This is a genomic window from bacterium (Candidatus Blackallbacteria) CG13_big_fil_rev_8_21_14_2_50_49_14 (assembly GCA_002783405.1).
Classification (GTDB): domain Bacteria; phylum Cyanobacteriota; class Sericytochromatia; order UBA7694; family UBA7694.
Map to the genome: position 1 here is coordinate 1 of PFGG01000067.1, position 16,490 is coordinate 16,490.

23 protein-coding genes and 2 tRNA genes are annotated in these 16,490 nt (G+C 50.5%); 23 read left to right on the top strand and 2 right to left on the bottom strand.

The features are described from left to right. A partial coding sequence (locus COW20_18800; GenBank protein ID PIW45782.1) for a hypothetical protein occupies window positions 1–833 on the top strand: 833 nt, incomplete at its 5' end. Between the two features lie 105 nt (window positions 834–938). On the opposite strand, the gene COW20_18805 is transcribed toward COW20_18800, so the two are convergent. Together COW20_18805 and COW20_18810 are read right to left on the bottom strand one after the other, a co-directional pair. Continuing rightward, complete coding sequence (locus COW20_18805; protein PIW45783.1) at window positions 939–1,583, bottom strand: hypothetical protein; 645 nt, start codon at window positions 1,581–1,583, stop codon at window positions 939–941. Between the two features lie 119 nt (window positions 1,584–1,702). Then, window positions 1,703–2,107, bottom strand: a complete 405-nt coding sequence (locus tag COW20_18810; GenBank protein PIW45784.1) for a hypothetical protein — start codon at window positions 2,105–2,107, stop codon at window positions 1,703–1,705. A 159-nt stretch (window positions 2,108–2,266) separates the two neighbouring features. On the opposite strand from COW20_18810, the gene COW20_18815 reads away from it, so the two are divergent. The 22 genes from COW20_18815 (at window position 2,267) to COW20_18920 (ending at window position 16,259) form a co-directional block, all read left to right on the top strand. Beyond that, window positions 2,267–2,361, top strand: a tRNA-OTHER gene (locus COW20_18815). Between the two features lie 753 nt (window positions 2,362–3,114). Beyond that, window positions 3,115–3,186: transfer RNA gene (locus tag COW20_18820), tRNA-Met, on the top strand. A 282-nt stretch (window positions 3,187–3,468) separates the two neighbouring features. Beyond that, a complete protein-coding gene (locus tag COW20_18825) occupies window positions 3,469–3,834 on the top strand; it encodes a co-chaperone GroES (GenBank protein PIW45785.1) in 366 nt (121 codons plus the stop codon). Continuing rightward, window positions 3,809–4,156, top strand: a complete 348-nt coding sequence (locus COW20_18830; protein PIW45786.1) for a hypothetical protein — start codon at window positions 3,809–3,811, stop codon at window positions 4,154–4,156. Before COW20_18825 ends, COW20_18830 begins: the two co-directional genes overlap by 26 nt. A gap of 88 nt (window positions 4,157–4,244) precedes the next feature. Continuing rightward, window positions 4,245–4,469, top strand: a complete 225-nt coding sequence (locus tag COW20_18835; protein PIW45787.1) for a hypothetical protein — start codon at window positions 4,245–4,247, stop codon at window positions 4,467–4,469. After that, a complete protein-coding gene (locus tag COW20_18840) occupies window positions 4,444–4,947 on the top strand; it encodes a hypothetical protein (GenBank protein PIW45788.1) in 504 nt (167 codons plus the stop codon). The genes COW20_18835 and COW20_18840 overlap by 26 nt, the downstream gene beginning before the upstream one ends. 134 nt (window positions 4,948–5,081) lie before the next feature. Further along, complete coding sequence (locus COW20_18845) at window positions 5,082–5,465, top strand: hypothetical protein (GenBank protein ID PIW45789.1); 384 nt, start codon at window positions 5,082–5,084, stop codon at window positions 5,463–5,465. Between the two features lie 144 nt (window positions 5,466–5,609). Next, entirely contained in the window at window positions 5,610–5,843 is a 234-nt protein-coding gene (locus COW20_18850) for a hypothetical protein (GenBank protein ID PIW45790.1), read from the top strand. Further along, window positions 5,830–6,156, top strand: a complete 327-nt coding sequence (locus COW20_18855; GenBank protein ID PIW45791.1) for a hypothetical protein — start codon at window positions 5,830–5,832, stop codon at window positions 6,154–6,156. Before COW20_18850 ends, COW20_18855 begins: the two co-directional genes overlap by 14 nt. Before the next feature lie 7 nt (window positions 6,157–6,163). Then, a complete protein-coding gene (locus COW20_18860) occupies window positions 6,164–6,754 on the top strand; it encodes a hypothetical protein (GenBank protein PIW45792.1) in 591 nt (196 codons plus the stop codon). Window positions 6,755–6,778: 24 nt separating this feature from the next. Beyond that, window positions 6,779–7,117, top strand: coding sequence for a hypothetical protein (locus tag COW20_18865; protein ID PIW45793.1), 339 nt, complete (start codon window positions 6,779–6,781; stop codon window positions 7,115–7,117). A gap of 153 nt (window positions 7,118–7,270) precedes the next feature. Continuing rightward, on the top strand, window positions 7,271–7,840 hold the full coding sequence (locus COW20_18870) for a hypothetical protein (protein PIW45794.1): 570 nt from the start codon (window positions 7,271–7,273) through the stop codon (window positions 7,838–7,840). Further along, complete coding sequence (locus tag COW20_18875; GenBank protein ID PIW45795.1) at window positions 7,806–9,158, top strand: hypothetical protein; 1,353 nt, start codon at window positions 7,806–7,808, stop codon at window positions 9,156–9,158. The genes COW20_18870 and COW20_18875 overlap by 35 nt, the downstream gene beginning before the upstream one ends. Further along, window positions 9,159–10,538: a hypothetical protein gene (locus tag COW20_18880; protein PIW45796.1), complete on the top strand. Its 1,380-nt coding sequence runs from the start codon at window positions 9,159–9,161 to the stop codon at window positions 10,536–10,538. Further along, window positions 10,522–11,292, top strand: coding sequence for a hypothetical protein (locus tag COW20_18885; GenBank protein PIW45797.1), 771 nt, complete (start codon window positions 10,522–10,524; stop codon window positions 11,290–11,292). The genes COW20_18880 and COW20_18885 overlap by 17 nt, the downstream gene beginning before the upstream one ends. A gap of 3 nt (window positions 11,293–11,295) precedes the next feature. Beyond that, window positions 11,296–12,429 (top strand): hypothetical protein, encoded by a 1,134-nt coding sequence (locus COW20_18890; GenBank protein ID PIW45798.1) that lies wholly within the window; start codon window positions 11,296–11,298, stop codon window positions 12,427–12,429. 3 nt (window positions 12,430–12,432) lie between these two features. Then, a complete protein-coding gene (locus COW20_18895; protein PIW45799.1) occupies window positions 12,433–13,248 on the top strand; it encodes a hypothetical protein in 816 nt (271 codons plus the stop codon). Window positions 13,249–13,260: 12 nt separating this feature from the next. Beyond that, the gene (locus COW20_18900; protein PIW45800.1) at window positions 13,261–14,334 is read left to right on the top strand and encodes a hypothetical protein; all 1,074 of its coding nucleotides are present in this window, start codon (window positions 13,261–13,263) and stop codon (window positions 14,332–14,334) included. A gap of 152 nt (window positions 14,335–14,486) precedes the next feature. Then, window positions 14,487–14,882, top strand: coding sequence for a hypothetical protein (locus tag COW20_18905; protein PIW45801.1), 396 nt, complete (start codon window positions 14,487–14,489; stop codon window positions 14,880–14,882). Then, window positions 14,882–15,316, top strand: coding sequence for a hypothetical protein (locus COW20_18910; GenBank protein ID PIW45802.1), 435 nt, complete (start codon window positions 14,882–14,884; stop codon window positions 15,314–15,316). The genes COW20_18905 and COW20_18910 overlap by 1 nt, the downstream gene beginning before the upstream one ends. After that, window positions 15,313–15,714, top strand: coding sequence for a hypothetical protein (locus COW20_18915; GenBank protein PIW45803.1), 402 nt, complete (start codon window positions 15,313–15,315; stop codon window positions 15,712–15,714). Before COW20_18910 ends, COW20_18915 begins: the two co-directional genes overlap by 4 nt. After that, window positions 15,711–16,259, top strand: coding sequence for a hypothetical protein (locus COW20_18920; protein ID PIW45804.1), 549 nt, complete (start codon window positions 15,711–15,713; stop codon window positions 16,257–16,259). The genes COW20_18915 and COW20_18920 overlap by 4 nt, the downstream gene beginning before the upstream one ends. Window positions 16,260–16,490 lie beyond the last annotated feature (231 nt).

The following is a 16,490-nucleotide window of genomic DNA, read 5'->3' on the forward strand; positions in this document are numbered from 1 at the left end:
TAGGCCCTGGCGAATCCCCTTTGGGGATTTCTTCACAGACTTTTACCAATAAATCCAGCATCATCAAAGTAAAATTTGAAGGTGCTGACAAAATGGATAAACAATACCGTCTGAGAGACGTTTTTAGTATTCCAACCGTTCTATTTGCGTTCATTGGTCTTACGGCCATGACAGTGAGCTTTGTGGGCGGATTGGCGTTCTGGGTTCTGGCCTGGCTCCAAACACCAGTTATGCGCAAGAAAGTCGCCGCCAAAATGAGCAAAGAAGACTTCCCCTTTATTCAAAGAACAGGCTTTGCTGTGGTCGCCTTTATGGCCTGCATGATGGTTGCATCGGGTACTCAATACTCAAAGCCAAATCAACAGGCCCAAGCGCCAACAGAGCAGCCGCCAGCGTCTGAGCAGGTTCCACCAGGTGAGCCGGTAGCAACAGCCACGCCAGCGCCCCCAAAGCAAGTTAAAATTCTTGACGCTCTTGATATTATTGGTAAACCAGTAGATGTTGTCGACGCCAAATTGGGTAAGCCCATAAAAAATGGCAAGGGCGGCCCTGGCATGACTTACAGGGATTATAAAATAGGCGTATATGATATTTACATTGAGTTTGAAGGGGTTGAAAAGGCCTCTCAAATCCAAATACGCAAAGAGGGCGGATTGACTGGCGTGACAAATGAAAGCGCATCTATTCTTGGAGCAATTGGACTAAGCGATAGTCCGCCCAGCAAAGATAGTCAATATGGTGCTGATTGGTATGGGAAAGATGGCATAGGCAGGATTACTGTCCATAAATCAGACGTTCCGTACTACATTGCGGTTCATCTAAATCGAGACTAATGCAATCTAAATCATCTGCCCCCACCAGGGGGCTTTTTTATTGGGGGAAAAATGATAATTGAATCAAATAAGTGAGGTCTATTTTTGTGCAAAACTCAGAGACGGTTATTCAGGCGGCAACTGTTCTTCTTCATTTTTCAATATGGCTGGTGGGATTTCTATACCTTTCAGCCAAAATTCTGGGCCTAGTTTTGCGAGTTCTGGAAGACTCGGCACAAAATGCGTGGCCTCAAATTTTGGGGTCTTATAAAGGTTCAAAATATCGTGCTGTAGATTTGCCTGTAATAGATACACCCATTCAAGCAAAGGCTCGGATGATGCAATCAGTATCTTTTCGCTCTCAACCGGATTCTCTTCAAAATGAACAAAAATAGAATGAATTTTGCTGAGCATTTTACAGAAGCCGGAATAATTGTCGGCGGTATCAGATTCAAACCAGCCTATTTTGTGTTTTAGCTTCTGAATGCCAATATAAGCGGGCAAAAATTCATTTATATCAATCACAATCTCTGGAACAAGAATTCCGTGTTCTTTATAGCTGACGCCAGTCAAAAACGGAAGCAAAGCATCGCTCAGTTCATCATAGACAGCCATGCGTTTTTCAATCAGCTTTGTATAAAATGCGTTTCTGTACTCAAGATTTTTAATGCTTATGGATGTTCCGAGCGTCACCAAGCCGCCAATCGCAACGCCAAGAATAGCCCAAAATGCAGAGGGCAAATTAGCTATAAAATCAAAAAATATTTCCATGCCAAGAGTATAGCATAGAGCGTTTTACGGGCCTTCCATGCTGCACTTTGCAGACGTGAGCGCTGACAACCAAATAACCCGCTGTGAATGGGGTACAGTAACAGGTGGAAGCAAAAAGGTTATTCGCAAGCCTGGCCTCTAACTCCAGCAAAACCGCCTTGACTGTCAAATGTGAGTTTGCACTCTGAGCCAGCTGGCCAGTCCATCATAACTGCGCTGCCATAATCGCCATAAAAGGCGACCCGGATAATTTTATCGTTAAAAATATATAAAAAGCCTATGCGAAATTTCTCGATTTCAGCATCGAGGCTTTTGTTTTTTGCCATCAATGCCTGCTTTGTTTTCGCATCCAGGTTGAGCTGCTTCCACTGCTTGAAATACCTTTTATTCGATTTCTCAACAGCTTCATCATTGGGGTCGCTCTCTATGTTGATGATTCCCACCTGGTCGGTTGGTTTCGTCGCTGCCAGAGAGGGGGCTTGGGATAGAATCATCAAAGCAATAGCTAAAATAGGCTTGCGCATGTTTGTAACTCCAGTTTTTAGAGTATTTTACACCACCAGGTTTTTTTAATTGGCAAGTGACCCCACCAGAGAGCGCAGGTTCTTCCTTCCCTGCTCTCCCTGCTGTGGTGATTCGCAGTATCCCTTCTCCATCTGCCCAGTGCTAGCTGGGTTTCTTTCGCCCCCGTAGCTCAGTTAGAAGAGCAATTCCTGCGAAACAGTAAGCGCTTACTGGCCAAGGGGATAGGTCGCTGGTGCGATTCCAGCCGGGGGCACTGATTGTATCGGCATTTATGCTGATAGCCATCCTAAAAAATGGCCCGTGTAAACCTCTTAAAGAGTGGGGGGAGCGTCAAACGGCAAGATTCCCCCACTCGTTTGGGTCTAGGTGTAGGGAGCACGCTTGCTGGTGGCTTGGCGCCAAGTCTTGCAAGAGGGTCAGGTTCGAGTCCTGAAAGTATCCACTGCCTGGGACCGATAAATCGTTGCCCCGTTCGGTGTGCGCACACAAACGGGGAGGCGTTGGCATTCGCGGCGGACGTCGGCGAGTGGGTTCATGTCCCATTCCCAGGCTCTGGGCATTATGCTGTTTGCGGTTACGCGAAGCTCACAAATCGGTACCAACCGCTGGCCCGCCCCGAGGCTGTCTCTGTGAACAGGGAAAATAGAGGGGCTTGATGCCCGAAAGCAGCGCTGCCGTGTGCAAAGTCTGTAAGTAGGGCATCACACAACATGCAGAAGCCCGAGAGAGCGACCCGAAGCACTCTCTTGAGCACCCTCACCCATCGGCCAGCCTTGGTGGCCTGCGCACGTCTTTGGGCCGTCAGGCGCGGTGAGGATACCAAGGCCCCGCCGGAGGCCTCCGGCACATAACACAAAATGCAAACAAATCTCAGCGATGGACCAGAAACCGCGCTGAGACACATCCACCGCAAGTCCTTCTTGGGGGCTTGGTTCCAGACACTGGTGCGGAATAGGTGGGTGTGGCAATGCCAAGACCGATTTTGCTGGGCGGGTCCCAGCCCCTTTACGGGGTAGAGCAGTGGCAGCTCAGTTGGCTCATAACCAAAAGGTCGCCGGTTCGAGTCCGGCCCCCGTAACTGCTCAGCAATGGGCAAAAAACAGAGAAGGAATGTAAGTCCCTTCTCTGTCTGTTTCTATGTGTTCATCTCATTTGCCGGGCGCCCATGGCCCGGTTTTTCTTAAAAAAGGAGAATAGCCGTGAAAGGTTCATTATTAGCTTCGCTTCAACTGCTCGCTTTGCAGCGATTAACCATGATTGGGACTGACTCAAAGCCCATTAAAGAGCGCACAAACAAGCGCAAGCGTAAAAAGCGAAATGCCAAGCCCAAGAATAAAACCGTTTATCGGAGGGTCAAAGCATGAATGAAGACCTCGACCAATCAATAGACTCTCTGCCCTGGTGGATTCCCCAGCCTTTGGGTGCCCGTGCTTTGATTCGCCCCGATGGCTTAAAAGACAAAACAGCCGGAGGCATATATCTGCCAGACCAGGCAAAAGAAGAGCCTACAGAAGGCGTCATTGCCAACCTTGGCCCCGGCCACAAGCTCAAAGACGGCACTTATGCACCCCTCGAAGTGAAAATAGGGCAGCGCGTCATTTACAACAAGTGGGGCGCGACCGAGATTAAAGAGCAAGGGGAAACCTTTGTCATCGTTCGCGAAGAGGATATTTTGGGAATTATCCACGGGGGTGAAATCGATGACGACCTGCTCCCCGCATTCTGAACCACAATCCCGCTTTGACCTTATAAACCAGCTTTGCGCAGCTGCCCGCTCTGACACCAGCTCGAAATGGGACCAGCAACGCGAAGAAAGAATCAGCCAGGCACAAGCTGAGATGGACAGAATACAAACCAATCTCAGCCGAAAGCGCCGCGACTTCAGTAAGCCAAATTCAGGTGAACCAGTCAGAGCAGAAGCCCGTGTCCAAGAGAGACGGGTCAGAGCAGAAGCCGTCAAATCCCAAACAACCCCTGTTATCAAAACAGGGAGGCCGGGCCGCCCGCGCAAGACCCTCTATGCCTGGGGAGATTCCCCAAAGCATTAACCCACCCATCCCGGTATTTTGCCGGGTATTTTTTCGATTGTTTTGAAATGTGACGATTATCACAAATAAAGAGGAGAATTAACCGAAAATGCACGAATCAGCTTTAGACAACTTCCCCACTACAGACCCAGTTGAACTGTATGAGCGCCAGATTGAAAAGTTAAAAATTCAGCTCAACCGGCTCAACAGAGAGAATGTCACACTCCAAACGAGACTGGCCATGGCTGACCGTGATTCTCGGGTCAAAGCAGAATTAGGTCAAATCAAAACGGAGCCGCGTGAGCTTCATGTCAGTATCAACTTACAGTTTTAACCACCAGCTCGAAAAAGCCGAGCGCATAGAGCGGGCCCTGGATGAACACTTTCAATCTATCGGAGCCCGCATCTCACCCGCCACACTGCAAGCCCAAAGAGCAGGCATAGACCGCTGGTTTAAGCTCCCGCTTCATGAGCGCACCGACTGGATACCGGTTGAGTACAAAGCCGATTTCAAGGCCAGCAAAACGGGCAATGTGTTCATTGAGCTGATTTCAGTCTTGAGAGCGGGCGTGATTGAGGCCTTCGGCTGGGCCTATTCCAGCCAGGCCGATTGGCTCTTCTACTGTCTGCCAGAATCCGGCTTTGTGCTGCACATCGAATTTGCCCAGCTGCGAAAACACCTTGCCGCCTGGGTGAAACAGTTCGAGCAAAAGTCGGCGCAAAATCAGGGGTACATTTCGACAGGCATCCTGGTCCCCCTCGAAGTCTTTGGTGAAATTTCAATTCGCCAAATAAAGTTAAATTTTGGTTAATCAAAATCAGGCTGAAACCCGCATTGTACCGTTGACGTGGCCCCAGTCAATAAGTGATGAATGTCACTGACGCGGATATGAGCGGGTTTCGGTCAAGTCTTTATATCAAATAATCCTGATTATTGGAGATAAAAGTGGGTTTAGACCATCCCCAAAGCACTGAAGATTCTCACGCAATTCTGGCAGACCTCAAGAGTCAGAGCGTTGAAAAACTCGAAACTCAAACCCAGAGATTGACCTCTATTATCAAAGCCCTGCGCGAGCAATGCACAAAGGCCATCGAGCGCGCAGACCAGGCCGAGTATATGCTCAAAGCTGCGGGCCTATCGGATATCAATCACTACATGACCCAGCTCAAAGAGCAAGCGGCTCTGATTGAACACAAAGACCAGCACATTAGAACCCAGGCGGTTGAGATTGTCTCTCTGCGCAGGCAGTTAAACGACCTAAAATCGGGGAAAAATGTGGCGCAGGAATGGCACGATGAGCCTGGGGATAAGCGGGAGGATTTGCCGTGATGCCTACATTTAAACGGCTATTCAATTGGCTGACAAAGCCCAAAGTGTCATACCTCGAAATTATTATCATTTGCCCTTTAGCCAATTGGATGTACAACAACCATTTCATTTCTCGGGCATTGTTAAAAATCGTCGTTTGGATTGATGGCTTTTGAGATGAGCGCGGAGACTGAATTTATTTATGACCCCAAAGAAAAACTCTGGAGAGCACCAGAGGGCAAAGCGCTGAACGGGCCTTTTGGCCCTTATCGCCCCGAGATTTTAATCAAAGAATTTCCTGATGGATGGTATTCGTGCATTGCATTTCCTGGGTATTCAGAAATGGAGCGGAAGCATGATTCGTTCGAGTCAGCAAAGGCCTATTATGGAAAAAAATAAAGTGGTCCTGCAAACAGAAGAACCAGGCCTGAATGGGCCCCAGCTCAGAGACCTGCGCAAATCCGTTTTTATGCCTGCCTGGCTTTTTGCCAAAGAGGTCGGATACAGCTATCAGCACTATCGCAGAATAGAAGCCTCAAAATCTGAAGTGCCCCTGGCAATCAAAACCAAATTTAAAAGTGTCCTGATTGGGCATGTTGAAAAAATGCAATCTGCTACACGCGTGTTGCAGAATTGGAACCCCGGCATATCAAAACTTGACATAAGAGGGAAAATTGATGGTAACGTTAGATTATCGCGTAAAGGTGTCTAAAAGAGCAGTGAACCGAAAACCCCGGCTTCAAAATCTGTCGGACAAGGTCGCCGCTGCCCTTAAACTTCTCAAAAACCCCCTCCCTCCCCGCCCTGTTCCAGTCATAGACGAATCGGAACTTAGGCACATTCTCACAACATTTTTTAATACCCCCCGCTCTGTTCTCAATTCAGAAGAGAGTCTGGGGGATTTAAAAGCAATCAGCCGAGAGGCCTCCCGGTCTGTTCGCGTTCGCCCCAACCCGACGACTGGGAAAACTCTCTCTGATTTGCTCACCTGGGCAGAGCTGGAAAACATTTTGCGCCAGTTCGATGAGCGCTCGCTTTGCGTTATCGCTCTGACATGTGGCCGCCCAATCTGGTCAGTTGATGACATTGAGCGTTCTCTGATTCGGATTGAAGAAGAAAATGGTTACGTATTCTGGCAGCATTATCCGGGCGCATTCACAGAAGTAGAGAGCGAGATGAATCGCGAAAAAATTGCTTCATTCAGAATTGTCCGAGAGAAAATAGACGGGCGCTGGCGCATTGCCGAATCTGAAAAGACCCCTGTTTTTAATGAGCTGAAGCAGGCCCTGGGCCCACATCTCGAAAATTAACCCCAATAGTCAAAGGATTTTAAAATGGCAAAGCAAAAACCTGAAACCAATGAAGCACCCAATTCCGAAGAGCAGCAGGCTCCCGCCAAAAAGAAGCACAACAATATCGACCCTCAAGACCTCAAACACAAATACAATCTGCTCGAAGCCGCGCTTTTCAACAAAGACGACAAAGGCAAACTCAAGCTCAAAAGTGGTGGGGTTGTCTCCCAAAATCAAGCTGGGATTGACGAGTTTAAAGCGGGCGTTGATGCCTATTTTGCCGTTATGCAAATCGCTGACCCCGGCTCTCGCTGGATTGGAATTTTGCAGCGCTGCCTCGATACGCTCTCGAATCTCAAAGACAAGCCACAAGCTGAATGAGCCAGCTCCAAAGGCTTTCGGATTTGCTCGATTCATCTTCTCCCATTCTGGTGCATATCCACGGTGAAGAAATTGAAGAGGCGCAAAACGAGGAGGAATCAGAATCAGAAGGCTCTGATTCTGAGCGAGAAATTTTGACATAGGATTTTGACAATGGCTAAACGCGGGCCAAAGCGCAATAAACATCAGAAGGCCCGCAACATTGAGCAAGAATCAAAACTCAGGGCCGAAGGTAAACCGCTCAGAGAAATCGCTGAAACGGTTGGCGTTTCTCATGAGCAAGTGCGTCTTGACCTCAAATACATTGACCAGCGCCTGATTGAAGCCGCTGCCAAAGACCTTAAAAAGGCCAAAGCTGAGAACCTGGCCAAGCTGCGTTTCGCCCAAGCGGAAGTGCTCGAAGCCTGGAAGCTGAGCCTTGAAGATGCCAAAAAGGTCACGGTCAAGCACTCAAGAATCAAAGCTGATGATGAAGATGAGCTTTGCGAAGACCCCGGCATTCAGGTTGAAACAACCAGAGTAACCGAAGGCCAAAGCGGCAACCCTGGCCATCTCAGAAACTATATCCGCGCTCTCGAAGCCGAGGCCAAATTGCTCGGACTCTATGAGATGGGTACCGGCAAAGGTGACGAAGCGGCTCAAAGATTGATTGAGCTGCACGAACAATTAGAACTCGCTCGGAAGCAATATGATTCCCAAGAAACTTCTGGTACCCAGTCGTGAACAGTGGGAGTTTCTGGTTAAAAGCACTGCTCGGCAAAACTGGGCTCACGGCCCGGTTCGTTCAGGCAAAAACCATGTAATCAATATCAGATTTGCCGAAGCCCTGGGGACTGCTCCATTCGGCAACGAAGACAGCGACGTGTATTTTGGCGGCAAGACCAAAGACACAGTTGAGCGCATTTTCCTGCGCGACTTGTTTAAGTGGGTGGGTGAAGGAAACTACACCTACAACCGGAACAAGGGCAAGGGGACCATTTCCCTGCTCTGGAAAAACACCAAAACCCGTTTTACTCGCGAGTTTTACAGCTTCGGCTACTCCGATGCGGATAGTCACGAAGCAATATCCGGGGCGACACTGGGCCTGGCGTATCTGACCGAAGGCATTTTCTGCCATGAAGATTTTCACCGCCAGCTGGTTGCCCGTCTCTCGATAGACGAGGGGCTAAACGCTTTCTCGATGCTGTTTGGCGATACCAACCCAGCGGGCCCGGCTCACTGGCTTTGGAAAAAGGTTATCAATAACCCGGATTTGCTTAACTCGGGCGACCTGCGCGCCTTTCTGTTCAACTTTTATTCAAATCCATCACTGACCGAATCCTACCGCGAAATGCTTCGCAGGCAGTACGGGCCCGGCTCTCTCTGGTACCTGCGTCTCATCGAGGGGCTGTGGGTGATGGCTGAGGGCGTGATTTATGGCTCGGTATTCAACCCAGAGCGAAACACCTGCCAGCCCGAAGACCTGCCGACAGAGTGGGATGAACTGTGGTGCGCGCTTGACTACGGCACAACAAACCCTTTTGTACTTGGCCTCTGGGGCACAGCTCAGGGCAAAGATTGGCTGATTGACAGTTACGACCACGAAGGTGGGACTCAGGGTGATAAAACAAATGCTCAGTACCTGGCTGATATTACTGAATTTCTCACTCAGTACAGCCGGTTTTACGAAAAACCCATCACGTCGCTCTACATCGACCCCAGCGCTGCGAGCTTCAAAGCAGAGCTGAGCGATTGGCGCACTGATGACAGGACTCACGACAGCTGGCGAAAGCTGGGAATCACGGTTGTAGACGCCGAAAACGAAGTGCTGGAAGGCATTAAAACAGTTCATGGGAAGTTGCACCGAGGCGAGATTGTGGCCTGTGCCGGTGGCAGAAATAAGCGCTGGCATAACGAAGTCGGGGTTTATGCCTGGTGCTCCAAAGCCGCCGCTCGCGGAGAAGATGCCCCAATCAAAAAAGAAGACCACTCTCTCGACCAAACCCGCTACGGCATTCACACCAGAGCAATAAAAACAGACCCCTTTGCGGGATGGAGATAAATGAAACTGCCATTCATTAAAAAGCGCACGGCTCCCCAGCCGCTGCCCGGAACAGAGCGCCCCATGGTTGGCTCTGGATGGGGCATGTTTGCAGCGCTGCGCGACGGGCTCAAAGAGACTCTCTCAGGCTTGGGTGGTAACTCCGACCGGCTGAAATTGACCAAGTTTGAACCACCTGAGCAGGTAACCCAGCAAGAGGTTGAATGGGCCGTCGAGTTTGACGGAGTGCTTGAGCGCTTTGTTTGCAAACCCGTTGAAGATGCGCTGGCCGAGGGAATAGATTTCGAATATCTCTCGGAAGATGAAGAAGATTTTGCTGAGCAGTATCTGAATGAAATCGGATTCTGGAAAGCGATAGAAAAAGCGCTTGTAACCAAACGCATGAACCACGGGTCCATGATTTGGATAGACACGGGGGCCATCAATAATGAAAGGCCCCTCGGCCCAAACGAGTGCTTAAGGCCGTTCCGATTGGTTGTGCTCGACTCTGATTCAATTTATGCAGATACCTACAACCTGCATTCTGAACCCGAGTTCTGGTGTGTCGGCTCTGCTGAGCTTAAAAACGTTCGCAGGATTCACAAAAGCCGGGTGCTGCTCTTTAATGGGCGGTTTATTTCTGACCGTCACCGCCAGCGCAATCGTGGCTGGGGTGGTCGCGAAGTAGACAAAATCTGGGAGGCCTGGGTAAGCTGGCGTCTCACATTCCTAATGCCCCCAAACATCGCCATGACCTTTGAAGAGGGCATTTATGGCATGGAGGGGCTCAACCAGAAAATGACCACGCCAGCTGGGCGTGAGCTGATTCGCAACAAAGTTTTTGACCTCGAATCAATCCGCGGATTTCTGCGCAAACGCATTATTGATGCGACAGAGAAGTTTGAGCGCCAAGGGGCCCCGGTCTCTGGCCTCGATGGCATTATGGACCGCTCAGAGAATTTCTTTGTGGCCCAAACCGGCTTTCCTCGCTCCGTTCTGTTTGGTGGTTCTAAAGGCTCCAATCTGAATGGAGATAACAAAGGCGAAGAAGGCCAGCAGCTTTATCAAGCGCTGGTGCGAGGCATTCAGCATAAAGACCTCAAGCAGAATTTACAGTATTTCTTTGCCTGGATTCGCCCAGCTTTGCAGACGCGATACAGAAAGCCATTTGAAAACATGGGTTTCTGCTTCGAGCTTGCAGACACCGAGACGAAGGTTCAGCGGGCAGAGCGTCAGTTCAAAGAGGCGCAGCGTGACCAGGTTTATTTGAACCCCGCAAATCCCATAATTGACCGTGAAGAACTTCGGGGAGACCTGGCCAAACGCGGCACCTATTTGCTGGATATGCAGCCGGTGCCAGAAATAAGCCCAGAGGACTTGGGCGATGGCGAAGAAGAATAATTTTAACCCCGTCTATCCCGAGGGCTCAATCAAAGAGTATCGGGCACTTTTGCTTAAAGCGGTGCGCAGGTGGCAAAAAGAAGCGTTAAAACTTATAAAGGCTGCTCTGTCTCAGCTTCAAGATGACGCAATCAGCAGCTTAATGTCTCGCTTGCGCGCTTTGTGGGACTCTCAGATAAGCGAGATTAAGTCCGAAATATCAGCTGTGTTTGAGCGCTTAAACGAGCGCCAGCGGGCCTGGTGGGTGATGGCTCTGGAGTCTGCCACTGGCATGACTGCAGCCTTGTTTCTGAGTCTAATGCGAGAGACCTGGCTTGCTGAAGAGCATCGCACGCGGGTTGAAAACAACACTTTGATAGTTGATTCTATTGGGTTGGCCGCAATACTGGCCATTGACGCAATACTCCGGCAAGGCTTCCGCTCTGGCCTGGATTTGAAAGTTATTTTGATTCAGATTCGACCTGTTTTCGAGCGAATGGATAAATCAGCTGAATACAGGGCGCGGAATGAAATCGAAGACCATAATGCGGCACTCAATCAGCAGCGCCAGCAAGAGGCCAATGTGGGTGGATATACCTGGCTCGAAACAGTCAGCTTTAACCCTCGCAAGCACCACCTAAAACGGGTGGGCAGGCACTATCTTTGGAGCGAGCCTCCAGAAGACGGCCACCCCGGCACTCAACCGAATTGTAAGTGCGGTGCAAAGCCGGATTGGCCCCAAACAGTTTACGGAATCCCAGTAATAAACAGGTAAAAAATGCTCATCGAAATCCGCGACGTTCGGTTAACCGCCGAAGGCCGCTTAAAAGGCCGTGCCCGCGTCACTGGTGTGGGCGTGCTCGATTACACCGAGCTTTACGGTGCTTGGGTCTATCGGCCCGAAGAGGAAGTGTTTAAGCCTGAAAGCATGGAGAGCCTTAAAGGTATCCCCATTACTTATGGGCACCCGCCGACCAACCTGACAGCCGAGACCGACCGTAACCACACCATCGGATATACCGGCGACATCATCGAGCGTGATGGTGACAGCCTGATTGTAAATTTCACCATTATCGAGGCCTGGGCGGTCAAAGAGATTCTTTGGCTCATTCAACAAGGTCAGCGCATACAGTTTTCTGTCGGAGCTTGGGCCCTGCCCGAGCAATCAACCGGCGAATATAACGGGGTGCCGTACCAGATTATCTGGCGCTCAATCATTTATAACCACCTGGCTCTGCTTATGACAGACCAAGGGCGGTACCCAAACACTGAAATAATCACGGATTCTAAAGCCGCTGGGCGCTGGATGCTCGTCATGGACGGGTTTCTATCAACAGTGGACTCAAATATAACGGAGGTTCAAACCGTGAAAATTACCCTTCCCAGCGGCTTTGTTGTCGAAATTACCGACGCTGAGGCTGCGACCGAATTGCAAAAGCTGGTTGGCGACCATAAGCAACTGGTCCAAGACCATGCGGGCGTAGTTGGCCAGTTTACCCAAGCACAGAAAGACCTGAACGCCACCAAGGCCCAGGTGATGGATTCAGACCGATTTAACAAAGCTGTTTCTGGCCGCGTTGAATTGGCTCTCGAAGCTCAACCTCTCATGGATGGCCTGGATATTCAAGCCGTGGCTGTCATGGATGAAACCGCTATTTATGAAGCTGTTTTACTCAAAAATGGCCATACCCAGGCTGAACTGGACGCCAGCAAAGTCGCGCTCAAAGACGCTTACCCCGTTTATTTGCGTGGCGCATATAGCCAAGTGGGCAAAGCTCTGGGCAACCAAGAGTCCTCTGAAGTGCTCGACCTGGCAAGCCAAACCAATACCCAGACCCGCAGCAATCAAGGTGAAGTCATTGTGACCGACGCTTTTGAAGCTGCCAAAAACAAAGCGAAAGCAGGTAAATAAGCCATGCAGACTCAAGTTCTTCAGTCCAATTACAAGTACACCGCTGGCCAGTGCTACAAGCGCAGCCCGCTCAATGATGATTTGATGCCGCTGGAAAACATGGGCTTTGGCCTGGGTGTTGTGCGCTCTCAAGTTAGCAGCAACTCATGCCGCCTGCCCAATATGAACAGCTTTGTTATTACAATCAGCGCTGACATGGTTGCCGCAGATGTTCTGACTGGTGTTCTGAAATTTATCAGCCCAGACGGAACCACCAGCACAGTCACAATCAACGAAACCTATGCCACAAATCATTTAACGACCGTTACTCAGGTTAAAAACGACCTGGAAGCCATTTCCGGTGTGACCTGCACATTGTCTGGTTCAAACCGCGTTCTGACCATTGTGGCTGCCGCTGATAAACGCATTCAAGTGGCAACCGCTATCGGCATGACCAATGGTGGCGCTGGTACCGCAGTTATCACCAGTCAGGTGAAAGGCACCACTGATACCATCCGCGGAGTAACCAGCCGTGACCCCAATGCAGCCTCTGCACTGGACCACACCTACACCGAGCCTTATCACAAAGCCAAGCATAAACTGGTCGGCGTGACCTTCCAGGGCGACCCTGCTGTTCCCGTTGCTGGCACCCCTGCAGCTGGCGGTTCTGTTTATTGCCTGCTCGAAGACTACACCGATACTGGCAGCGTTTTGAACCCTCGCGGTTCATTCCGCACCAACACCGACAGCGCAGCCGCCCCGGTTGTTCTGGTAAGTGACACCGAATTTGCTGACGAAAAAGACAACGGGCTTGCTCCGCTGTCCATGAACAAAGTTTAGGAGTAAGACCCAATGAACAAGGTTTTTGTACAAGACAGCACCGGGCATAAAACACCTGCGAGCTGGTATATCCCTCCCCAGGCCTTAGAGGTCATGGACACAAACAGCACTCGTTTGCTGCTGAGCGAAGTCACCAAATTGGAGGCCGCTTTTGCAGAGTATCAAATGCGTGGGACCAGTTTCCGCGAGCTGTTTGCCGTTGAAGCCATTGAATCCGGTGTGGATTATGTCGGTTACAAACAGAAGTTGAAAACCGGCAAAGCGGAGTTCATCTCTCGCAATGCCACCAGCTTCCCGACCGTATCAACCGGCATGAAGCCCTACATGAAGCCCGTCATTCCCATCGGTGTCGCGTACACTATCAACTTGTTTGAAGAGCGCGCGCTGAATCGCTGGGGTATGAGTGTTGAGCAAGATGGTCCCGAAGATTGCGCTCAATACATTGACCAAAAGCTGGATGAAGGCGCTCACGCTGGTGGGAAAGACCCAGACGGCCTGGAAATCGAAGGCGCTTTTGACTGGATGAACGGCGGGGGCTCTTACGCAACCGGCGGAACTTCATTCTACGAAGTGACTTTGGGCACCGGCGTCTCTGGCAATACCTGGGCAGCCAAAACCGGCGCTGAAATTTATGCCGACATTGCTGCTGGCATTATGGCCATTTATCGCAATTCTCAAAAGAACTGCGTCTGCAAAGTGGTCGCCATGGGTATGGATGCCTATTACGAATTCAGCCGCAAGCTGATTACCGATGCAGGCGGCGCGACCGTCAAGCTCGAGCCCGTTGTTCGCGCGGCATTCCCAGACGTTAAATTTGTGATTGACCCCTGGCTCGATGCCATCACTCACACCAAAGGCGCTGGCGGTGGTGCCAATAACGAAACCTGGAACGGCTCAGCCGGTTCTGGTGCCGTTCTGTTCCTCGACAATGACCGTCGAAACATGATTTACCGTGCCAATGAGCGCGAAATCCTGCGCCCCTACGAGTACAGCGGATTCAATACGAAGGTCAACACCTTTGGCTTGACCGCTGGCCTCCAAGTAAAACGCACCTATGCGGGCGCTTACATGAAAGGGGTCAGCTAACCATGGCTTACACCTCAATCAAAGAAGTCGAGGGCCTTTCAGAAAAGCTGGAGGCCCTCGAAGCTTTAGTTCGCGACCTGCAGGCCAAAGTTACCGAGCTTGAAGGCCCAAAGCCAAAGCCCAAAGTAAAACAGGCTTCAGAGGAATAGACCATGCCAACTGCGCTGAGTTATATCAAGTCTTTTAATAATGCGACGCTGCAGGCAATGAGCGATTCAGCTTTGCAAGCAGCGATTGATATTGCAATGCTTGATATTCACAGCGCAACCTATGGCACCACAGCGGATATTGCGGCGGCCAATTTGGCTGCTCACAATATTCTGATTGAAACCTCGACATCCGCAGCCAGCTCAGGGGGTGCCCTGGCTGGCGCGGTGCTTGAGAAAGAATTAGACGGTGCTCGAATCAAATACGCAGCACCAAGCGGTGGCAGCTCTGGTTCTTCTGGCAGCTCAGACCCGCTGGAAGGCACCATTTATGGCAAGCGCTTCAAGCAGTACCGAGACAACGTTTCGATTGGTACGTTTTCGACCGGCTCCAACCTCTGATGGTCCAAGAGATTGACCGAGGCTGGAACGACTATGCACGGGCCATGGCCAAACTCGATGGTTTAGAGATTGTCGGCGGGCTCTTTGGTGAGCAGGCTGAAATCGGCCTTTATAACGAGAAGGGTACCGACCGGATACCGGCCCGGCCTTTCATGAAAATAACGGCCAGGCGTGTCATGCCGAAACTGAAGCGCAAATCTGGCCCCATGGTTCAGGCGGTCAAAGCCTATCTGAACTCGAATGGAGACACGACAAAGCTCTATAGTCTTGGGGCCTGGCTGGCTGTCGAAATCCAGAAGACCATCGAAAGCAATGTTCAGCCGCCAAACGCTGAGAGCACGCTCAAACGCAAGCGCCTGCGCTCAACCAAGACCCTGGTTGATTACGGGAATATGCTTCGAGCAGTAACCTTTAGAGTGAGAGAAAAACAATGACCGCGCCATTTTTAGAGCCCATGACGGTTTATGATGTTGTGCAGGTCAAAGACGGTCCCAACATCACGGTTGACGAAACCGAGCGCGAAATCCTCGGCTGTATTCGGCCCTACAAATCGAACGGGCAGCAAGCAGACCAAGTGTTGGTTGAATCGCTTGGAGTTAACTCAATCAGTGGCCTGGTTAATCTCTACTCTCACGAAGAACTCGACGCAGCGGATAAAGCAACAGGCGCAAAAGGCACCCGCTTTTTCTGGAATGGCCTCAAGTACGAGGTCGGAACAATCCAGCGCAGCATAGCCCCAGGCCTCGAAGACCTGGCGCATTACAAAAACACATCGTTCGTGCTCGATGAGAAGTCCACGAATTACGAACCCCCGCCAGAGGAAGCACCGTGACAACCAGAGCTGAAGAGATTAAATGGGCTCTTTATAACTGGCTGGTGGCCGAGTCTGGTGTGGATGAAGAGAATATTCTCGCGGCTTACCAGAACTCGACGGAAGCCCAGGGCAAGACCATCACCTTCGTGCCGGTCATGACATCCGACCAGGTTGGTGTCTTTGCTGAGCGTGCTTGGAATAGAGAGACGGGGACTCTGGCCAGAATTTATCACTTTGAAACAGAGGGCTCTGTCAGCGTGGCGGGTCCCAATGCTCTGACCATAATCACGACCCTGAAAAAGAGCCTCGATAAAGATTCGGTTGTTGCCTCCTTTTGGGAGCCCGACCCAGGCGAAAAACACACGGGCGGTATAGGTGTTATGGCTGGCTCCATCACCTATCTTCCCCAGCGAAACGGCTTGTCTTACAGAGACACGGCCCAAATGGACCTTAAAATTTGTTTGAGTGAAACCGAACACGATGAATTGCTCTCGATTACCGCGGCAACATTGCAGGTCACGCCCTCAAACGACACACCTCTAACCATACCAATAGAGCCTTAGTTTTATTAAATCCGAGCTCCCATCAGGGGGCTTTTTTTATTGGCAAAAAATAAAAATCCCGATAGGAGTCATCCATGCCGAGCGTAGACGAAATTATTCCGGTTACAATCACCGAGAACTCAGGGCCTGAAAACCTGGCCTCCTTTGATTATCTGGCCATCATTACCGATGACGCCCCAAACGCTTCGTTTGGCGCTTCAAATCGAGCAAAGAAGTATGCTTTAAGCCTGA